This is a genomic window from Pontibacter roseus DSM 17521 (genome assembly GCF_000373265.1).
Classification (GTDB): Bacteria; Bacteroidota; Bacteroidia; order Cytophagales; family Hymenobacteraceae; genus Pontibacter; species Pontibacter roseus.
In genome coordinates this window covers 1,103,665-1,124,640 of the sequence record NZ_KB890761.1, presented here as the reverse complement: position 1 = coordinate 1,124,640, position 20,976 = coordinate 1,103,665, and the positions used below count along the sequence as shown (strand labels likewise).

The 20,976-nt window shown below is 54.6% G+C and carries 15 protein-coding genes; all 15 read right to left on the bottom strand.

The genetic code is table 11. From position 1 onward, the window contains the following. Positions 1-94: 94 nt before the first annotated feature. The 15 genes from B051_RS0105190 to lon all read right to left on the bottom strand — a co-directional run bounded on the left by B051_RS0105190 (position 95) and on the right by lon (position 20,844). Positions 95-628: a hypothetical protein gene (locus tag B051_RS0105190; RefSeq protein WP_018477122.1), complete on the bottom strand. Its 534-nt coding sequence runs from the start codon at positions 626-628 to the stop codon at positions 95-97. Positions 629-732: 104 nt separating this feature from the next. Beyond that, positions 733-1,428 (bottom strand): 3'-5' exonuclease, encoded by a 696-nt coding sequence (locus B051_RS0105185; protein ID WP_018477121.1) that lies wholly within the window; start codon positions 1,426-1,428, stop codon positions 733-735. Further along, on the bottom strand, positions 1,428-3,365 hold the full coding sequence (locus B051_RS0105180) for a DUF294 nucleotidyltransferase-like domain-containing protein (RefSeq protein ID WP_018477120.1): 1,938 nt from the start codon (positions 3,363-3,365) through the stop codon (positions 1,428-1,430). Before B051_RS0105180 ends, B051_RS0105185 begins: the two co-directional genes overlap by 1 nt. 960 nt (positions 3,366-4,325) lie before the next feature. Continuing rightward, positions 4,326-6,224 (bottom strand): acetate--CoA ligase, encoded by a 1,899-nt coding sequence (acs, locus tag B051_RS0105175; RefSeq protein WP_018477119.1) that lies wholly within the window; start codon positions 6,222-6,224, stop codon positions 4,326-4,328. Positions 6,225-6,259: 35 nt separating this feature from the next. Further along, a complete protein-coding gene (locus B051_RS0105170) occupies positions 6,260-8,185 on the bottom strand; it encodes a propionyl-CoA synthetase (RefSeq protein ID WP_018477118.1) in 1,926 nt (641 codons plus the stop codon). 24 nt (positions 8,186-8,209) lie between these two features. After that, positions 8,210-8,590 carry a response regulator transcription factor gene (locus B051_RS0105165; RefSeq protein WP_018477117.1) on the bottom strand — a complete coding sequence of 127 codons (381 nt, stop codon included), beginning with the start codon at positions 8,588-8,590 and terminating at the stop codon, positions 8,210-8,212. Between the two features lie 4 nt (positions 8,591-8,594). Further along, entirely contained in the window at positions 8,595-11,327 is a 2,733-nt protein-coding gene (locus B051_RS0105160; RefSeq protein WP_018477116.1) for an ATP-binding protein, read from the bottom strand. Positions 11,328-11,330: 3 nt separating this feature from the next. Further along, positions 11,331-11,543: a hypothetical protein gene (locus tag B051_RS0105155; RefSeq protein ID WP_018477115.1), complete on the bottom strand. Its 213-nt coding sequence runs from the start codon at positions 11,541-11,543 to the stop codon at positions 11,331-11,333. A 108-nt stretch (positions 11,544-11,651) separates the two neighbouring features. Further along, positions 11,652-13,343, bottom strand: a complete 1,692-nt coding sequence (locus B051_RS0105150; RefSeq protein ID WP_018477114.1) for a sodium:solute symporter family protein — start codon at positions 13,341-13,343, stop codon at positions 11,652-11,654. A 27-nt stretch (positions 13,344-13,370) separates the two neighbouring features. After that, positions 13,371-13,634: a DUF4212 domain-containing protein gene (locus tag B051_RS0105145; protein WP_018477113.1), complete on the bottom strand. Its 264-nt coding sequence runs from the start codon at positions 13,632-13,634 to the stop codon at positions 13,371-13,373. A 30-nt stretch (positions 13,635-13,664) separates the two neighbouring features. Next, complete coding sequence (locus B051_RS0105140; RefSeq protein ID WP_018477112.1) at positions 13,665-15,005, bottom strand: hypothetical protein; 1,341 nt, start codon at positions 15,003-15,005, stop codon at positions 13,665-13,667. Positions 15,006-15,126: 121 nt separating this feature from the next. Then, entirely contained in the window at positions 15,127-15,546 is a 420-nt protein-coding gene (locus B051_RS0105135) for an IS1/IS1595 family N-terminal zinc-binding domain-containing protein (RefSeq protein WP_026236198.1), read from the bottom strand. A 213-nt stretch (positions 15,547-15,759) separates the two neighbouring features. Then, complete coding sequence (locus B051_RS0105130) at positions 15,760-16,488, bottom strand: SDR family NAD(P)-dependent oxidoreductase (protein ID WP_018477110.1); 729 nt, start codon at positions 16,486-16,488, stop codon at positions 15,760-15,762. Positions 16,489-16,751: 263 nt separating this feature from the next. After that, the gene (gene hslU / locus B051_RS0105125) at positions 16,752-18,146 is read right to left on the bottom strand and encodes an ATP-dependent protease ATPase subunit HslU (protein WP_018477109.1); all 1,395 of its coding nucleotides are present in this window, start codon (positions 18,144-18,146) and stop codon (positions 16,752-16,754) included. A gap of 202 nt (positions 18,147-18,348) precedes the next feature. Next, complete coding sequence (gene lon, locus B051_RS0105120) at positions 18,349-20,844, bottom strand: endopeptidase La (RefSeq protein ID WP_033316730.1); 2,496 nt, start codon at positions 20,842-20,844, stop codon at positions 18,349-18,351. Between the last annotated feature and the right edge of the window lie 132 nt (positions 20,845-20,976).

The following is a 20,976-nucleotide window of genomic DNA, read 5'->3' as shown; positions in this document are numbered from 1 at the left end:
CCCGCAGCGTAGCGAGGGTTAAAGCTGCACCTTGTTAGCCAAAGATTTACTTGAGTTACACTTTCTCTTTTTAAATGGACTCCATATTTGGAGCCTACTGGCACAATGGATAAACCATTTTGTGATATGTTGCTTTTGGGTTCTTTACAGGGATATTAAAATAGACTTCAGAATTATGCTTCACATGATAATAGTTCGTATTTATCAATCCCAGAATAAACCTTGGTTGACTAACAAATTCATAAATCTCTAATCCATCCACTTTGGTATCTGACGCTCTCACTTCACACCCACCACGGTCAGGATAATTGTAACGCTTAAAGTCTTCCTTGTTTAAATCCCTATACAAATCCTGTCCTAAGATGAAGACATCAGGCGAAAGAAAGAAGTCTGCTCCATTTCGGTATGCCTTCAGTTTGTCGCTTGAAAGAATAAACATCCCACCATGCTTTTGAGAATAGACACGCACAGGGTTCTTGATGCTTATAGTGTCTACTACATAAAATGACTTGTAATTTTCTTCTCCTTTGTAGTTGATGTCATAGAGTGCCTGCCTGCAAGACGAGATTAACAGAATGGTTGTCAGAAGAAGTCCGAAGTTCTTTATAATTCTTGTTCTTCTATCCATTTCTATAATTTCAATTTATGGCCAACTAGCAGTTAAATGGAATAAACATACGGTTTTTTGTGGAAATCAACAGATACCAATAATCGCCTCAGCAAAGCTATACCTTATCTTACCAACTCCCCTACCGTCTTAATCCCCCGCTGCTTTGCCAGCGCCAATAGCTTGAGCAACAGCAAAGCTGTGGCGAAGGCATCGCCGGAGGCGGTGTGGCGGTCGTCGGTGGGAAGGTTATACCTGTCGCAAAGGGCATCGAGGCTATACTCAGCGGGTTTTAAGGTATGGCTGTCGGCGTGGCGGCGCTCCAGGCGGATGGCCAGCTTAGCCGTATCGACGGAGCGATTGCGCAGCTTGCCGTTTATCCCTTGCCGCCGGAGCATTTGGTTCACCATGTCAATGTCGAAGGCCACGTGTTGCCCCACCAGGATGGCTCCGCCTATAAACCCGACGAATTGCTCCACCGCCTCCCGTTCCGGTATACCTTGCTCCAATTGCTTCGAGAGCAGGCCATGCACTTCGGCACTTTTATTGGTTGGTGCTCCTTCCTGCTGCACCAGGCATTCGAAGGTATCTGACACGAGCACCTGCAGCCCCCGCACCCGCACCGCGCCTATTGACAGCACCCTGTCCTGGCGCCGGTCCAGCCCGGTCGTTTCCGTATCGAACACTACAAGCTCGGCTTCTGCCAAAGGCGTCTTACCCGAAGCTTGCTCCTTTAGGGCATCCGCATACCGCAGCCAGAAGGCCGGAGCCGAGGCATTGGTTGGTTGCAGGTCCTGCATCAGCCGTCTGAACCACTCCATCAGCCGAGGTAGTTGAGTTGGAAGCGCACCTGCAGGAGCTCCTGCATGTCGCTGATAGGCTTGAAGGTGCTGCGCAGCGTCTGCCGCTCCAGTTTGTTGAGTTGGTTGGGGTTGAGGTAGCGGCCTGAGTTCTTGTTGCGTAGGCCATTGAGAGCCCGGAACCGCATCATAATCTCGTAGGCCATGGCCGCCTCCCGGTATAGCTCGGCATTCTGCGGCTCCAGCTCGGCCAGCTTGGCAAAGCGCTTGAAGGTGTTGTTCTCGCCCGCTATGCGGTTGTCTAGTGTGAGCACACGGGCGGCATCCACCAGCGGCGTCATGGCCCGCAGCTTGATGTCAAATTGGTCTTTGTGCTCGCCTCCCCGCTCCACAATGAAGTTGCGGAAGAAGCTCAATGGCGGCGGACTCTGCAGCGCATGCTTGGCCAGGAAAGGCAGAAAAATACGCTCTTGTTGTATGTTTTGGTAGATGTAGTCGGTGAGTTGGCGGCTCAGGCTGAAGTCGCCGTACACCGGGCGGTAATCATAAAAGATGGAGGTATGCATCAGCGCTTCTTCAGTGGGCTCGTGTATCCAATTGTAGAAGTACTGTTTCCAGGTATGGAGCGGCTGGCACCACTTCGGGTTGCTCGCCATCATGTCAGCCGGGCATTTCTCGAAGCCGCAGGCTACCAGCACATCGCGCACCATGACAGCTAGCTTCAGAAAATACTCCTGATACTCCTTCTCCAGTGCCATGTTTTTGTCTTCAAACACCAGGGCATTGTCCTGGTCGGTACGCAGCAACTGCTCCTCGCGCCCTTCGCTGCCCAGCGAGAGCCAGCAGTAGCGTACCGGTGGTTCTCCCAGTTCGTGCTCGGCATGCTGCAGCGCCCGCACAATGATGGCGTCGTTTATTTCGGTGATAATGTTGGCAATGAAGGAGATGCTCACCTCCTGTTCCAGGTACTTGAGCAGCAATTCCTCTGCCCGCTCGCGTATGGCTGGCAGAGAGTTGATATCTTTTGTCTGCCGGATTTCCTGCACCAGCACCGCCGGATTATTGCCCTGCGCCAGCAGCAGGTCATGCTCGGTGAGCACACCTAGTGCCTTCGAGTCCACGGTGCCGTCTTTCGTCACACAAAGGTGCTTTACCTTGTTCCGAATCATATGGATGAGGGCATCGGCCATCGCCGGATTGGGCACAGTGGTGATGACGGGAGCCGACATGATGACCTCCACGTTATCGTGTATGGGAACGTGCCCGGCGACCACCTGCCGGCGCAGGTCCGTATCGGTGATGATGCCCAATGGCCGCTGCTCCGCGTCCACCACCATGATAAAGCTGGAGTCTTTGTCGCTCATCATCTGGGCGGCCAGCCGGATAGAGGTGTCAGGCGGACAGGCTACCAGGTTTTTGGAGGTGTCTATCTTGAGCGCGTCCTCCAGGTGCAGGGGGATGGAAGAAGGCGCTATGGTGCTCAGGCCGATGCGTGCCCGGTTGGTGTCGCGCATGGTGGCATTGCGCACCGGCTGCCCCGCCGCAAAACCGGCCGCAAAGTACAGGGCCACCTCCGGCGACTCCGTCAGGATAGGCTCGAAAGCCGTGATGGGTATAGCGTATACCAGCGATTCTTCGGCAGCGGTGGCGGTGGAGGAGTAGTTCTTTTTGGCAATCAATGCCCGCACCCCAAACACATCACCCTCGTCGCACACGTCCAGCAGTTTGGGGTTGCTTCCCTCCGTCCGCTGCTCCAGCCGCACAGAGCCCTGCCGCACGACGTAGAAAAACACATGGGCCATGTCGTCCTGGGCGAACAGCACCTGCTCCGGTTCCAGGTATAGCACACGCACCTGCCTGGCCAGTTCGCGCAGCTTTTCCTGCTCTATCAGGTTGAAAGGCGGGTACGTGTTCAGAAACTCATGGACGCGTTCCTGGATGACGTTGGAGGGTTTCATGACTTTGGGTTCTACCTGTTGAAGATACTTGTTTGCGTGGTGGTTTGCAAGGGGTTGCCGCCGGACTGATTTTATCTTTTTGGAGTCTTTTCCGCCTATTGCAGCTGCTTGATGCTGTACGCTGTTCTTTCATAGTTGCCTAGCTGCCGCCGTTCCGATGCCCTTATACTTTCATCTGCGTTGCTTCTGTTCGAGCGCTCAAGCCGCGGGTGATGTAACTGTTCCCCCTCTTGGGAAGGAGGTTGTTTATTCACCTGTCATTCCGACGAAAGGAGGAATCTCAAACCATACTGGCCGCACATCCAGCGCAGATGAGGCTTTCTGTGAGCCACCTTCTGCAACCGGTTCGCACCTTTCACCGCCGGTTCCCGCTGCGCTCGAACCGGCGGTGGGCAACGTAACAGATTCCTCCTTTCGTCGGAATGACAGAGCTTGTATGGGAATGACGGGAGCGTGAGCAGGTATGGCACCTGCTCACAATTGACACACCCCTGCCCCTCTCAGGAGGGGAATCAGGAACGATTGAACATCCCCCTGCCCCCTTCTAAGGGGGACTTTCTGCCATCGCCTATTCCCAGGTATAGGCATTGTAGCACATAACACTGGCAGGTATAGCCTTGACACCCCTCTGACTCCCCTCAAGCGGAGAGTTGCCCTGTAGCAACAGAGCGGTGACACCGGCTAGGTGCACCTTTTGGAGCTCCACTGTTCGAGCGTTCAGCGAGTTTGGAGCGCCTTGATTCGTTTGCTTACTTTGGGGGTAGGGGCCCTCGATTCTCATCAAGGAGAAAAGTGAGTGCCCGCTCGGCCAGGGGAAGCGATGAAACAACACAGCGAGTAAACCACAACAGCAACTACTACAAAGCAGCAAGTGGTCAGGTCAGTTCTTAAAGACGTAAAAGTCCTGCGGCTTGCGCCACAGGACTTTAGAGAATTAACTAAATTAAATAGCTAACAACTCTACAAAGCTCCAGCTTTGATTTCATCCACTACATCCGGGTCAAGTAAGGTAGAGGTATCGCCAAGGTTGGAGGTATCGCCTTCCGCTACTTTGCGCAGGATGCGGCGCATGATTTTGCCTGAGCGGGTCTTGGGTAGGCCGCTCACAATCTGAATTTTGTCAGGCTTGGCAATCTTGCCGATTTTCTCCACCACCGTTTCGATGATTTCGGCGCGCAGGTAGTCCTCGCGCTCCGGCATTTCCTTGCAGATGACGAAGGCGTAGATGCCCTGTCCTTTCACGTCGTGCGGGTAACCCACTACGGCCGACTCCACCACGTGCTCGTTATGGTTGATGGCCTCTTCAATCTCAGCCGTCCCGAAGCGGTGGCCCGATACGTTGATCACATCATCCACACGGCCGATGATGCGGTACAGACCATCTTTGTCACGCTTGGCGCCATCGCCGGTGAAATATAGGCCCTTATAGGTGGAGAAGTAGCTGAGGCGGCAGCGCTCGTGGTCGCCGTAGGTGGTGCGAATCATACCTGGCCAGGGGAACTTCATGCACAGGTATCCTTCCACTTCGTTCTCTGTTATCTCATTGCCTTCGGCATCAACCAGAATCGGCTGGATGCCCGGCAGTGGGTAGGCCGCGTGCGCGGGCTTGATGGGCGTCACGTTGGCCAGTGAGGATATCATAATGCCACCGGTCTCAGTCTGCCACCAGGTGTCTACCAGCGGACAGCGCTCCTTGCCGACGTGGGTATGGTACCAGTGCCAGGCCTCCTCGTTGATGGGTTCACCCACCGAGCCCAGTACCTTCAGGGAGTCGAGGCTGTAGGAGAGCACATCGTCAATGTCGCCGCTCATGAGAGAGCGTATGGCGGTTGGCGCGGTATAAAAGATGTTCACGCCAAACTTATCGCATACCTGCCAGAAGCGGCCCATGTCTGGGAAGGTTGGGACGCCCTCGAACATCAGCGTAGTTGCACCGGAGAGCAGCGGGCCGTACAGGAGGTAGGTATGGCCTGTCACCCAGCCGACGTCGGCGGTACACCAGTAGATGTCGTTCTCCTGCACCTGGAACACGTTACTGAAACTGTAGTGGGCGTATACCATGTAGCCGCCGCAGGTATGCACCACGCCTTTGGGCTTGCCGGTGGAACCGGAGGTATAGAGGATGAAGAGCATGTCTTCGGCGTCCATCACTTCGGCGGGGCAGTCTTTACTCACGCCCTGCACCTCATCGTGGAACCACACGTCGCGGCCTTCTACCATGTTCACGGCCCAGCCCAGTCGCTCCACCACAATCACTCTTTCTACAGAAGTGCAGCGTTCCAAAGCCTCGTCCACCACGCGTTTCACGGGTATCTGCTTGGCTCCGCGGTTAAGGCCGTCAGAGGTCAGCACCATGCTGCACTGGGCGTCGTTGATGCGGTCGGCCATGGCCACAGCGGAGAAACCGGCGAACACCACCGAGTGGATGGCACCGATGCGGGCGCAAGCCAGCACGGCAAAGGCCAGCTCCGGAATCATCGGCATATAGATGCAGATGCGGTCTCCTTTCTTGGCGCCGTTCTTTTTGAGCACGTTGGCGAACTGGCATACCTTCTCGTGCAGCTCGCGGTAGGTATAGCGCACAAACCGTTCCTTCGGGTCGTTGGGCTCCCAAATCAGGGCCAGCTTGTTGCCCCTGGTCTTGAGGTGGCGGTCCAGGCAGTTCTCGGTGATGTTGAGCTTGCCTCCTTTGAACCACTTCACGTTCGGCTCCTCGAAGTTCCATTCCAGGGTAGTGTTCCATTTCTTGTGCCAGGAAAATGAACTCGCTATATCGGACCAGAATCCTTCAGGGTCTTCCACACTGCGTTTGTAGGCCTGCTCGTACTCCTGGAAAGTCTTGATTTGGTTGTTGGGCATTGTCTTCGGTCAGTTAAAGGTGTCAATGATGTATATCAGTTTGCAAAGGCGTTTCCTATTCCCCGCTCCTTCAGCTCGTCGTGTATCTCCGTGAGAATGGCCGGGTCATCGATGGTGGAAGGTATAGCGTAGTGCACGCCGTCGGCGATGTTGCGGAGAATCTTCCGGAGTATCTTGCCGGAACGCGTCTTGGGCAGCCGCTTCACAATGAGCGCGTTCCGGAAGTAGGCCACCGCCCCTATCTTCTCCCGTATCAGGGCAATCAGTTCCTGCTCCAGCTGCTGCTCGCCTATGGTCTGCCCGTCTTTGAGCACCACCAACCCAATCGGGCGCTGTCCCCGCAGGTCGTCGGCTATACCTACCACGGCGCACTCTGCCACGGCGGGGTGCGAGGCGACCATCTCTTCCATCTCGCCGGTTGAGAGGCGGTGACCCGACACGTTGATGACGTCATCGATGCGGCCCATGATATAAATATAGCCATCTTCGTCCATATAGCCGCCATCACCGGTCATGTAATAGCCCGGGAAACGCTCCAGGTAAGATTTAAAGAAGCGCTCGTCATCTTCCCAAAGAGTAGGCAGGCAGCCCGGAGGCAGCGGCAGCTTCACGGCCACGTAACCTTCCTGCGCAGGTATAAGCTCCTGTCCTTCCTCGCCCAGAATCTCCACTTTGTAGCCACAGACCGGCATACCCGCCGAGCCCGGCCGGGCAGGCATGATACCATAACCCACCATATTGGCCACCATCGGCCAACCCGATTCGGTCTGCCACCAGTGGTCTACAACGGGTATGCGCAGCAAATCCTTGGCCCAGTAGTAGGTGGCAGGGTCGCAGCGCTCGCCAGCTAAGAACAGGTACTTGAGCGACGGCAGGTCATACTTGATTTTCTCTATCCCGTCGGGGTCTTCTTTCTTGATGGCGCGTATGGCCGTGGGTGCGGTGAACAGCACCTTCACGTCGTGCTGCATGATGACGCGCCAAAACGTGCCGGCATCCGGAGTGCGCACCGGTTTGCCTTCGAACAGCACTGTGGTGCAGCCATGGATGAGCGGCGCGTATACCAGGTACGAATGCCCCACGGCCCAACCCACGTCTGAAGCGGCCCAGAACACATCGCCGGGCTCCACGCCATACACGGCTTTCATACTGAACTTGAGTGCCACGGCATGGCCGCCGTTGTCGCGCACGATGCCTTTGGGTTTGCCGGTGGTGCCGGAGGTATAGAGCACGTAGAGCGGGTCGTGCGCATCTACCGGAACACAATCGGCTGGCTGTGCTTTCTGGAGCATGTCCATGTAATCCAGGTCGCGGCCCGGCTGCATGTCTGCTTGCACGTAAGGGCGCTGCAGGATGATGGTATGGTCCGGCTTGTGCTGGCTGTCGTTCAGGGCCTTGTCGAGGAGCGGCTTGTAGGGGATGTGCTTGTCAAACTCAATGCCGCAGGAGGCCGAAACCACCACCTTGGGCCGGGCATCGTCTATACGAACGGTCAGCTCATGCGGCGCGAAGCCCCCAAACACCACCGAATGGATGGCACCCAGCCGCGCACAGGCCAACATGGCCACCACCGCTTCCGGTATAACAGGCATGTAAATCACCACCGTATCGCCTTTGTCCACACCCAGCCCACGCAAGGCACCGGCAAAACGGGCCACCATATCGCGGAACTCGCGGTAGCTGTACTTGCGGATGGTGTTCGTTACCGGCGAGTCGTAGATGAGGGCGGTCTGGTCGGCGCGGCCGTTCTCTACGTGGTAATCCAGGGCCAGATAAGCGGTGTTGAGCTTGCCGCCTGCAAACCAGCGGTAAAAGCCGTTCTCATCGGTGGTCAGGATTTGCTTCGGCTCCTCGAACCAGGCGATTTGCCGGGCCTGCTCGCCCCAGAAGCCCTCCGGATCGGTTATACTTCTTTCGTAGGCCTCGGCGTACGAGCTGTAGGTTTGGGTTAGTGTCTCCATGGTTCAGCTTGCTTTAAATTTGAATCAACTCTGGGTCAGCTCCTTTATTTTCTCCATCAGGAAGCGTGTCGAAAAGGGCTTGGGTATGTAGAGGTCGGCCCCTACTTCGTAGCCTTTCTTGATGTCGGCGTCCTTGGTCTTGGCGCTCATGAAAATCACCTTGGCCCCGTCCATCGCTTCGGTCCGCCGAATGTGGCGGCATACCTCATACCCGTCCACGTCGGGCATCATGATGTCGAGCAACACCACATCGGGCTGCTCTTTGCTGACGCTCTCCAGCGCCTCGGTGCCGTTGCGGGCAATAAACACCTGATAGCCGCTTTTGCGCATCAGGAACTCCAGTGGCATGAGTATGCTTGGCTCATCATCCACTACCAACACCTTCAATTTATCTTTCCCTTTCATAGTCTTATACGTTAGCAGGGGCCGTTACCTTCACGGGCAGCACAAATGAAAACTTGGCGCCTCGCCCCGGCTCACTCTCCACCCATAGGCGGCCCTGGTGCGACTCAATTATCTGTTTGCTGATGGCAAGCCCCAGACCGCTGCCCTCGGGCTTGCGGATGTTCTGGTTCTGGGCCTGGTAAAACTTGTCGAATATCTGTTTGTGGAACTCAGGGTCGATGCCTTTGCCGTTGTCCACCACGTTCACCTTGATGTCGCCGTCGATGCAGTAACCTGACACGATGATGCGGCCGTTCTCCGGGTGGCAGAACTTGACGGCATTGGATATCAGGTTCACCATCACCTGCATGAGCCGGTCCCGGTCGCCGGTGACACCGGGCAGGTTCTGCTGCACATCCACTACCAGCTCGATGCGCTTTTCCTGCACCAGCTGCTCCAGTGTCTGCACCGCCTCCTGTATAACTTCCTCCACCTGCACCGGCCCCAGGTTGAGCTTCTGCTTGCCTGATTCAAAGCGCTCCAAATCCAGCACCTGCGTGATGAGGCGCGTCAGCCGCTCCGACTCCTTCACGATGGTCTGCAGAAAGTGTTCCTGGTCCTCGCGTTCCATTTCAGGGTTGTCGTACAGGATTTCGGAGAGGGCCCGAATCGAAGTCAGAGGCGTGCGCAGTTCGTGCGTCACCGTCGACAGAAATTCGTCTTTGAGCTCGTCTAGTTGCTTAAGCCGCTCGTTGGCACTCCGCAATTGCTCTGTGGCACGGCGTAGTTCCAGGGATTTACGACGCAGTTCGTTGTTGATGGAAATAAGCTGCTGCGACTCCTTCAAAATGTTGAGCACCTCATCGATGCTGATTTCCTCCTCCTTCACCACCGATGAGACCATGATGCGCGCTGATGATGACCCGATGACACCTGACAACACTTTTTCGGCATAAGTCACCAGTTTCGGGTCGGCCTTACCCGATTCGTCTTCAGGCTCGGGGTATTTGCGCTTGTAAGCCTTCATAGCGACTTCGGCTTTTTTCTCGCCCAGGAAGTTCACCAGCAGCGTTTTGATGTCGGGTATGTAGGCCGTGCCTTTCCAGACGATGGAGCTCTCGAACACTGTGGAGTACTTGAAGATGTCCACGAACACCTCGGCCTGGTTGCGCTCCTGCGAGGTCTGCCTGCTCAGCAACGACACGCCTATGTACAGCCCCACGTTCAGGAACATGCTCCAGAACATGGCGTGCGAGATGTAATCCATACCTTGCAGGCCAAACAGCTCAAAAGGCTTAAGCAAGGCTATACCTAAAGGACCTTCGTTGAGAATAGAGGCCGGCAGCATTCCTACGCCTACCATAGAGGGCACCACCAAGGTATAGAACCACAGCACCGAGCCGACTACTATACCTGCCAGCGCACCGTTTTTAGTACCTTCTTTCCAGAAGATGCCGCCGATGATGGCCGGTGCGAATTGGGCCACCGCCGCAAAAGACACCAGCCCCACTTCCACCAGCGAGTAGTACTCAGCCACCCCCTTGTAGTAGAGGTAGGCCAGCAGCAGAATCAGCAGGATGCAAAGGCGGCGGCTATACAGCAGGATGCGTGTCAGCTGGCCTTGGTAGTTGTTTTTCAGGGCGGGCACTCTCACCAGCAGCGGCATAATCAGGTTGTTGCTCATCATCACGCTCAGGGCAATGGTGGCCACAATCACCATACTGGTGGCCGCTGAGTAACCGCCCAGGTATACCAGCAACGCCAGCAGGGGCTCGCCCTCACTCAAAGGTATAGCCAGCACAAACATATCGGCATCGGCGCCGGTGCCGGTACCGCCAAAGAGCAAATCGCCACCAAAGGCAATGGGCAGCACAAAGATGTTGATGACAAACAGGTATAGCGGGAACAGCCACATGGCTTTGTTCAGGTGCTGCTCGTTCACATTCTCCACCACCGCCACCTGAAACTGGCGCGGCAAAAACAGGATGGCCAACATGGAGAGCACCACCATCCAGAACCACTGCGAAAAACTGTTCTGGCTATCAAAAGTCATCAATTCATGAAAGTTGGGGAGCTGCGTGGCCTGCTGCATGATGTCGCCGAAACCGTTGAACACGCCGTACGTCACAAAAAGCCCCGCCACCACAAACACCACCAGCTTGAACAGCGACTCGAACGCGATGGCCGTCACCATACCTTCATGGCGTTCGGTGGCTTCCACGTGGCGCGTGCCATACACAATGGTGAACAGGCCCAAACCCAGCGAAATGAAAAAAGACGTGTCGCCGAACATAGGGCTGCGGCCCACTTCGTTGCTCCCGGTCAGGATATCCAGACTGCTGGCAATGGCCTTGAGCTGTATGGAGATGTACGGAATGATTCCGAGCACACAGACGATGGTGACAATGCTTCCCAGCGCGATGTTCTTGCCGTAACGCGACGAGATGAAATCGGCGATGGTGGTGATGCGCTGCACTTTGCAGATTCGGATAATCTTGCGCAGCACAATCCACCAGAGCGGCGCCATCAGCGTCGGCCCGATGTAGATGGCCAGGTAGCCCAACCCTGTTGTAGCGGCCCTTCCCACCGAACCGTAGTAGGTCCAGGCGGTGCAGTACACGGCCATGGAAAGCGCATAGATGTAGGGATTGCCCACGAAACTCCTGCCCGCAGCCGAACGCCTTTCTGCCCACGAAGCCAGCCCGAAGAGCAAAGCCAGGTAGAAAAACGAAACACCGATGACGAGCCAGTAACTCATGCCTTATTTCTTCTGTTTACGCGGGTCCTCCCGATTGATAAAAACCCCGATAGCCGCAATGCACGCCAGCCACATCCCCGTGATGTACAGGTATAGCACAGGCACTCCGCCCACCGTTGCGCCCGAATTGAAAATCGAAAGCAACGGAAAATTCAGCAGCACCATAAACAGGACACTGATGAAAAAGAGTCGTCTGCCTTTTGCTATGTCGCGCATTTTGAGTTTGGGAGTTGAAGAGTTTAGGAGTTGAAACCTGCCAAATGGTTGACTGGTGAAATCCACGCAGCCAACCATCTAACAATGTAACCAACCAACAACTTAAATTCAATGTCCGGCCACGGCCTCGCCTGCTCCACGCGGTATGCGGATGTCCTCAATCAGTTCCTGGATGTGAGCCGGAGGGGCTGGCGTGAAGCGGGACACAATAAACGAAACCACGAAGTTGAGTACCATACCTACCGTTCCTATACCTTCTGGCGAAATTTCCATAAACCAGTTTTCCGGCAGGTTGGCCGCTGGATTGATGAACTTGAAGTAGGAAATGTAAGCGATTGTGAACACTAGACCCGTTATCATGCCCCAGATAGCCCCCTGCTTGTTCATGCGCTTCGAGAAGATGCCCATGATAATGATGGGGAAGAACGAAGCCGCCGCCAGTCCGAAGGCAAAGGCCACCACCTCCGCCACAAAGCCTGGCGGGTTGATGCCAAAATAACCTGCAATCACTACTGCAACTGCAGCCGCTACCCGTGCTGCTACCAGCTCCTGCTTCTCGCTTATACCTGTCATCACAGACTTTTTAAGCAAATCGTGTGCAATGGAAGTAGAGATAACCAGCAACAGACCAGCAGCTGTAGAGAGAGCCGCCGCAAGTCCACCAGCCGCCACCAGGGCAATTACCCAATTAGGCAATTGGGCAATCTCTGGGCTGGCCAGCACCATGATGTCCTTGTCAATGGTCAATTCATTCCCCGCTGGGTCTTTTACATACTGAATGCGTCCATCGCCGTTCTTGTCGTCCACGCCAATCAGCTTCGTCTTCTGCCAGTTGCTTACCCATTGCGGCATGTTGGAGATGGGTTGGTTGCTAGTGGTTTGCAGCATGTTGTACATACCAAAGGCTCCCACCGCAGGAGCGGTCGTGTAAAGTATGGCGATGAACACCAGCGCATAACCGGCTGACTTACGGGCGTCTTTCACCTTAGGAACTGTGAAGAAGCGCACAATCACGTGTGGCAAACCGGCCGTACCAACCATCAAAGCCGCTGTGATGAAGAACACGTCAATGGTCGCCTTGCTGCCATCGGTATAGGCCGTAAAGCCCAGCTCCGGGAGCAGGCCGTCGAGTTTGTCCAGCAGGTAAGTGCCATCAGAGAGTGTTCCACCCAGGCCGAGCTGCGGGATTGGGTTGCCGGTCAGCATCAGCGAGATGAAGATGGCCGGCACCATGTAAGCGAAAATCAGCACGCAGTACTGCGCCACCTGGGTATAGGTGATGCCTTTCATACCGCCTAACACCGCATAGAAAAGCACGATAATCATACCGATAACCACTCCGGTCTCAATCTGCACTTCCAGAAAGCGGGAGAACACGATGCCCACGCCACGCATCTGGCCGGCCACATACGTGAACGAGATGAAGATAGCACAGACTACCGCCACCAAGCGGGCTGTTTTGGAGTAGTAGCGGTCACCTACAAAATCAGGCACCGTGAACTTGCCGAACTTGCGCAGGTAGGGCGCCAGCAGCAGGGCCAGCAGCACATAGCCGCCGGTCCAGCCCATCAGGTATACCGAGCCGTCGTAGCCCATGAACGAGATAAGGCCCGCCATGGAGATGAACGAGGCAGCCGACATCCAGTCGGCTGCCGTGGCCATACCGTTGGCCAGCGGACTAACGCCGCCGCCTGCCACGTAGAATTCTTTGGTGGAGCCGGCGCGCGACCAGATGGCGATGCCGATGTAGAGGGCGAAAGTCAGGCCCACGATGATGTATGTCCAGGTCAGGATATCCATTGTCTTATTTTTTTGGAGTGAGGGAGATTAATCTTCGTGCACGTCAAATTCGCGGTCGAGCCTGTTCATCAGCCACACATAGATGAAGATGATGAGCACAAACACATAGATGGACCCTTGCTGCGCAAACCAGAAGCCCAGCTTGAAACCGCCCAGCCGGAACTGGTTCATCTCGTCGACCAGCAGGATGCCGAAAACATAGGACACGGCAAACCAAAGCCCCAGTAGCGTAAGCAGAATCCGGACGTTGCGCTGCCAGTACTCCTGCATTCTGTTTCTGTTATTTTCCATAAGGTATAGATTGTTTTAGTTTTAAGGTTCCTATAAGTAAATCATGGCCTGCAGCGTAATCTCCGGACGATACCTGAGGTTGCTAGGGTTGGTGAAGTCCGGGCGGTTGCGCCAGTTGAGCGTCAGCTTGGAGTGGTGCCCCTCCAGCAGCAGGTTAGCCCCTACATCCAGCACCTTCACCGGCACCTTGTCGCCGTTGGTGTCTCGCACGCCCTCCAGGTTACCGTAACTGAAGGCGGTGTAGGGCTGCAGTCTAGCCTTGGGGGTAATAAAATCTTTGGGGAGCAGGTAACCCACCTGGCCATACACGATGTCGCCAGTGCCGATGGTCGGCAAAGCATTGCCGCGCAGGCCACCTCCGCCTGTGGCCGGGTTCATGATGCCGATGTTGCGGACGTTGTTGCGGCCAAAGTCGTAGTTGTGGTACACGGCATAGGCGGTCAGGGCCGTGTTCTGCTCCTGGTTCAGCGGCAGGTCCAGGAAGGCATCCACCCCGAACAGGCTGATATTGGAGGTGACGGTGTCTGGCCCGAAAGCCGTTTCCTGTGTCCGCCATACCCCGTCCTCGTTGTGCATAAAGCCCACTCCTATGTTGAACACGCGCTTGCTGCCCAGGTAGGTGCCCACCATGTACGGCAGCAGGTTCGACTCCTGTTCCAGAAACTGGTAGTTGAAGTAGCCTTGGAATACCTTTTTGTTGTTTCTGGGATTATAATTGGCTGCCGTAGCTACCGCCTGCGCTGTGTTGGTCACGAACGGGTCGTTGACTGCCATGCGGTAATCTAGCTTACCCAGTTTGCCCTTAGCGTATACCCCCAGCATACGACCAAACTGGTCAGCGGCATCGATGGTGGCCCAGTTGAAAATAGGCGCATCAATGGTCATGAAATTGAGTGTACTGGCATTGGTCATGCGGGAGATGCCGTTCCAGTAGTGCAGGCCGGCTCCTACTGACAAAGCGTTGCCAAACACTTTATACTCCGTCCAGGCGTCGTGGATAAAAATCTGGGGCTTCTTTCCGTCCAATGCAGGGCTCGCGCCACCGCTCACGGCGTTCTGGTTGTTGATGCCGAAGTGCAGCAGCACCAGGAACCGGGGAGAAATCTGGGAGTACGTCAGGAAGCGCGAGCGGCGCAAACCTATGTCCATCGTATTGTCTACCTGCTCGTTGTTGCGGAGCGAGCCTGTGTTGTTTTGGTTATAGCGAATCCATACCTGGTGCCAGGTGATGAAGCGGATGTACTTGCTGCCATCCTCGTTGAGGGGCAACTTTATACCCGAGCCATACTCTGCGGACCCTTGTGCAGATGCACCTCTTCCAGCGCAGCAGAGCACCAGCCCCGCCGCCACATATAGTAACAGTCTTTTCATTGGAGTACTAAATGTTAAAAGTGAAGAGAGGTCAGCTGTTTCCCCGAAATCTTTAATCTATTTTAAGTAAAATTCAGGAAAGCAGGTAAAGCCATGTATATATTTGGTAAGTTGATATACTTCAGTCCTTAAAGCGCTTCCACTTAATCATCATGTACTTATCGCCAAGTTCGGTAATCATCATGCCGGCCCCCTTAAGATTGGCGTTGTTCTTCAAATATTCCACTAATTCGGTGTGGTTCAGTATTTTGTAGGTAGGATGGTATTCGGTCTGTTCCGGGGCTTTCACCCTGTACTTGCGCACCCAGTTCATGATGGAGACGTGGCTCACACCGAGGATGCGCTCTATCTCGCGGTAGCTTATACCTTCAATGTAAAGCTGTAGCGCCTTGGTCACATAGTAGTTGTCAATGCCCTTGCCCAGCTTGTTGACGGTGAAGTAGTAGCCGCACTTTTTACAGCGATAACGCTGTCTTTCGTTCACTACGCCGCTTTTCACGACTTCCAAAGAACTGCAGCGGGGACAGATGGGATTCTTCATGACGGATTTATTGAAGTGACCACTCAATCAACTATACCAATTTAGCATAACTATACTTAATTAGCAAATATCCCTGAAAAAGGATGTAAACCTATTCCATTGCGGCTCAGTGCATTACACAGGGCGTAATCATTGGGCCTAAAAAAGGGCAGCCTTAGGTTTCAAATAACCTAAGGCTGCCCCTGCTATACCTGCATTCCAGGTGCTAAGGCGTTACATGTCCCGCACCGACACCAACACCTCGTTATACTCCTCCACTCGGTTTAGGAACCCTACAATCTTAGTGCCCACTTCCTCTGCTGAGGCTAGTTCTCCATTCGCTTTGAGGTCTCTGAACCGCTCCACATTGCTGAACCGCTCCGCATCGGCCTCGCGGATGTTCTCCTGCATAGCCGTATCCACCACGCCCGGCGACAGCGAGAACACCCGAACGCCCGACGCCCGCACATTCTGCTCTTGCTGCACCGTCTGCGACAGCATATCCAGGGCCGCCTTGGAGGCGCAATAGCTTGCCCAGCCATCAATCGGGTTTCTGCCGGCGCCGGAGCTGATGTTTACAACCACTTTCTGGCACCGTACCGGCTGGTATACCTGCAGGAAGGTGTTCATGAGCATGGCTGGCACAATCACGTTCACATCAAACACAAACTCGAATCGCTCGTTCGGCATACCTTCGCCCACATACCCTATGTCGCCTAACACGCCGGCATTGTTGATGAGCACCAGCTTTTCCGCATCGCGGTAAGGTATAAATACCTTGTGCAGGTTGTGCTCCACGGCAGGTATGTCGGAAAAATCCAGCGGCTGGTGGCGGTAGTTCCTGTGCTGGATGCTGCTGCTCCTGCTCACGCCTATCACGCGGTTGTTCTCGTCCTGCAGCAACTGCTCGGCTATGGCTTTGCCTATTCCCTTGCTGGCGCCGGTTATGAAGTAGTAGTTCACTTTTATAGAGTTAAGAGTTGAGAGATAAAAGTTAAGAGCTATCCTTTAAATACGATTCAGGTTCGTGCTTTGATTATACCTATACCTACTGGCAGATGTTTCTGCAAACAAAAAAGCTGGTGCTCCTGACTTAACAGAAACACCAGCTTTTCTTTTTCGCACGTCACAGACTCGCTTGTATAGGTATGGCAAGGGAATAATTTCCCAGCCAGAGGTTGCGCTATACCTGCAACTCTTAACTTACGACTTTCAACTTTTAACTATCAAAGTATGTACTGGCTCAGGTCACGGTTCTTCACCATATCAGACAGGCGTTCCAGCACCATCTCGCGGGTCACCACGATGTGGGCGTTGGCGCCAATTTTGTCCGGCACATCGAAGAGGATATCGTTGAGCAGTCGGCTCATCACCGTGTGCAAACGACGGGCGCCGATGTTCTCCACCTCTGAGTTCACCTCATAGGCAATAGAGGCGATTTCGTCCAGGGCCTCATCTGCAAAGCTAAGCTCCACATCCTCTGCGGCCAGCAGCGCCACATACTGTTTGGTCAGGGCATTCTTGGGGAACTTCAGAATCTGGTAGAAATCCTCCTTCGTCAGGCTTTGCAGCTCCACACGAATCGGGAAGCGACCCTGCAGCTCAGGTATAAGGTCTGAAGGTTTGGCCACGTGGAACGCACCCGCCGCAATGAACAGGATGTGGTCGGTGTTGATGACGCCATACTTGGTGTTGACGGTAGAGCCTTCCACAATCGGGAGCAGGTCGCGCTGCACGCCTTCGCGGCTCACGTCCGGGCCGCTGCCTTTCTTACTGGAGCTGGCCACTTTGTCAATCTCATCAATGAAGATGACGCCTGAGTTCTCGGCTTTGAAAATTGCCTCTTCCTTCACCTCGTCCATATCGATGAGTTTAGCGGCTTCCTCTTCCAACAGAATCTTACGCGCCTCGGCTATGGTCACTTTTCGCTTCTTGGTCTTTTTGGGCATCATGCCGCTAATCATCTCCTGGATGTTCATCATGGAGGCCTCATCCATACCTGGCCCCATCACGCCCATGCCGGGCATGGAACTCTGCTGGATGCGGATTTCTATCTTGCGGTCTTCCAGTTCGCCGTTTCGGATTTTCTCGCGGAATTTCTCACGGGTGCGCTCGTTCAGCTCGTAGTCGTTATCCGGCATCGCGTTGGGGTCAGAATTTCCGGAGTAACCCGGCGTAGAACGGCCTCCCTGGATAGGCGGAATCAGTGCATCTAGAATGATGTCTTCCACCACCTCGGCGGCTTTCTGCTTCACCTCCTCCTTCTTCTTCGTCTTCACCATGTTCACCGATTGCTCCACCAGGTCGCGCACCATGCTTTCCACGTCGCGGCCCACATAGCCTACTTCCGTGAACTTGGATGCCTCTACCTTGGTGAAAGGCGCATCGGCGATTTTGGCCAGGCGGCGCGCGATTTCGGTTTTGCCCACACCGGTCGCCCCTATCATGAGTATGTTGTTGGGCACGATTTCGCGGCGTATGCTCTCATCGGCGTTCATGCGGCGCCAGCGGTTGCGCAGCGCAATGGCCACGTTCCGTTTGGCGTCCTGTTGCCCGATGATATATTTATCCAGCTCCGCTACAATTTGGGCTGGGGTTAAATGCTCTATTGAATCTAACATTTTAGATGCTTTAAATTAAAAAAACAGGGCAGAACACCCTGCTCGGGTTTCTGCCGTACTCTTTGTCTCTTCTTACAAGAACGAATCTGGACGGGGCTGAGGTATGGGAAACATCTTCCTCAATCAACTTAACAGGCCATACCTAAAGAATGCCTCTATACCTGCCGCCTTGAAGTACACTCTACAGCAGGTGAAGAGGCCCTTAGTAATCCGCGTCTACTTTCTTGTTGTCCTCCGTCACCTTCAGGTTGAGCGGATATTTCACCTTCTGCTTCAGCAGCGCTATCTTAATCACGTCGTCTACGCGGTCTACATAGTGTATGGTCAGACCTTTGATGTACTGGTCTGGTATTTCGCTGATGTCCTTCTTGTTTTTCTGGCACAGGATAATATCAGTTATTCCGGCACGTTTGGCTGCTAAGATTTTCTCTTTTATACCTCCCACTGGCAGCACTTTGCCCCGCAGCGTAATCTCACCCGTCATGGCCAGCCGCGGCTTCACCTTGCGCTGCGTGAACACGGAGGCGATGGAGGTGAAGATGGCTATACCTGCCGACGGACCGTCCTTCGGCACGGCACCCTCCGGGAAGTGGATGTGCAGGTCGTACTGCTCGAATATACGGTAGTCGATGTCCAGCAGCTCGGCGTGGGCGCGCAGGTAGGAGAGGGCCGTCATAGCGGACTCCTTCATCACGTCACCCAACTGGCCCGACAGCGTCAACTTGCCTTTGCCTTTGCTCAGAATGCTTTCAATGAACAGGATGTCGCCACCCACTGAGGTCCAAGCCAGTCCCGTTACAACACCGGCCGTATCGATATCCTGGTAAATCTCTTTGTCGAACGTCTCCGGTCCCAGTATCTTCACCACGTCCTCCGGTTTGATGCTCGGAGTATACTTCTCCTCCATCGCCTTCAGTTTGGCCGTGTTGCGCACCAGGCGCCCGATTTTGCGCTCCAAGCTACGCACCCCCGATTCACGGGTGTAATCCTCAATCACTTTCTGGATTGTGGCTTTTGGCATCTTCACGTCCTCTTCCTCCAGCCCGTGGTCTTTCACCTGCTTCGGTACGAGGTGGCGCTTGGCAATCTCGGTCTTCTCCTCCATGGTATAGCCGGTCAGCTCGATAATCTCCATTCGGTCGCGCAGGGCGGGCTGAATGGTATCCAGGGAGTTGGCTGTGGCGATGAACAGCACCTTGGACAGGTCGTATTCCACATCCAGGTAATTGTCCATGAAAGTATGGTTCTGCTCCGGGTCCAGCACCTCCAGCAACGCCGAAGATGGGTCACCGCGGAAGTCAGAAGCCAGTTTGTCTATCTCATCCAGAATAATCACCGGGTTAGAGGAGCCCACTTTCTTGATTTGGCTGATGATTTTGCCGGGCATCGCCCCCACGTAGGTACGGCGGTGGCCCCGTATCTCGGCCTCATCGCGTACGCCGCCCAGTGACATTCTGACATAGTTACGTCCCAACGCGGTGGCAATAGAACGTCCCAGGGAGGTTTTACCCACCCCGGGAGGGCCATATAGGCACAGGATGGGCGCTTTCATGTCTTTCTTGAGCTTGAGCACCGCCAGGTACTCCAGTATGCGCTCCTTCACTTTCTCCAGACCATAGTGGTCCGCGTCGAGTATCTTCTTAGTGCGCTTGAGGTTGAAGTTGTCCTTCGTCTGCTCGTTCCAGGGCAGGTCGAGCAGGAACTCAATGTAGTTCACCGCCACCGGGTACTCGGCAGCCTGCGGGTTGAGGCGCGCCAGGCGCTCTATCTCCTTGTTGAAGTGCTTGGCTACCTGCTCCGGCCACTTCTTTTTGGTGGCGCGCTCGCGGAAGCGCTCTATCTCTTGGTCAGGCCCCTCCTGCCCCAGTTCGTCCTGCAATACTTTTATCTGCTGCCGCAGGAAGTAGTCGCGCTGCTGCTGGTCAATGTCGGTATGTACCTTGGTATGGATTTCCTGCTTGAGCTCCAGCAACTGTATCTCGCGGAGCATGATTTCGAGCAGCTGTGTGCCACGCTCTACGCCGTCATTCACCTCCAGCAGCTTCTGCTTCTGGGCTACGTCCACGTTCAGGTTGCTCGACAGGAAGTGTGTCAGGAAGCTCGGGCTGTCGATGTTATCGAGCGCCACCTGCGCTTCCTGTGGTATCTCGGGGTTGAGCTTGAGCATCTTAGCTGCCGCATCTTTCAGCGACTGCACCAGGGCTTTCACCTCTTTGCTCTTCTTATTCGGGAAGGTGTCTTTGCAATAGCTGACACGCGCCGTCAGGTAAGGGTCTTCCTGCGTAATCTCCTCAATTTTGAAACGGCTCTGCCCCTGTATGATGATGGTCGTGTTGCCGTCGGGCAGCACCAGCATCTTCAGGATTTTGGCCATGGTGCCAATGCTGTACAAATCCTCGCTGGAAGGGTCGTCGCTGTTGGTGTTGAGTTGGGCCACCACACCAATGGTCTTGTCGCCTTTATGGGCCTTGCGCACCAGGCGCACCGATTTTTTGCGGCTCACCGTTATAGGCAACACCACTCCCGGGAAAAGCACGGTGTTCCGTACGGCTAATATAGGCAGCTCGTCTGGCATGTCCTCTGGCAGCAACTCCTCTTCCGGGTCGGTGGTGATGACCGGAATCACATCGTCGTTGTCGTCTGAGGACATGGAGTCAAGTAGGAGGTTGTGCAGAAAGTTCTTTAGTGTATAGTTCATAGGTTGTATCAGTGCCATATTGGCATAAAGATAGCACTAAACTAGTGCTATACCTTGTGCCAGTACTATTGTCAAGTCCTGTGCCAATAGCGGTTGCGTGCTTTAATTAAATCAATTGTCAGCTGTATGGGT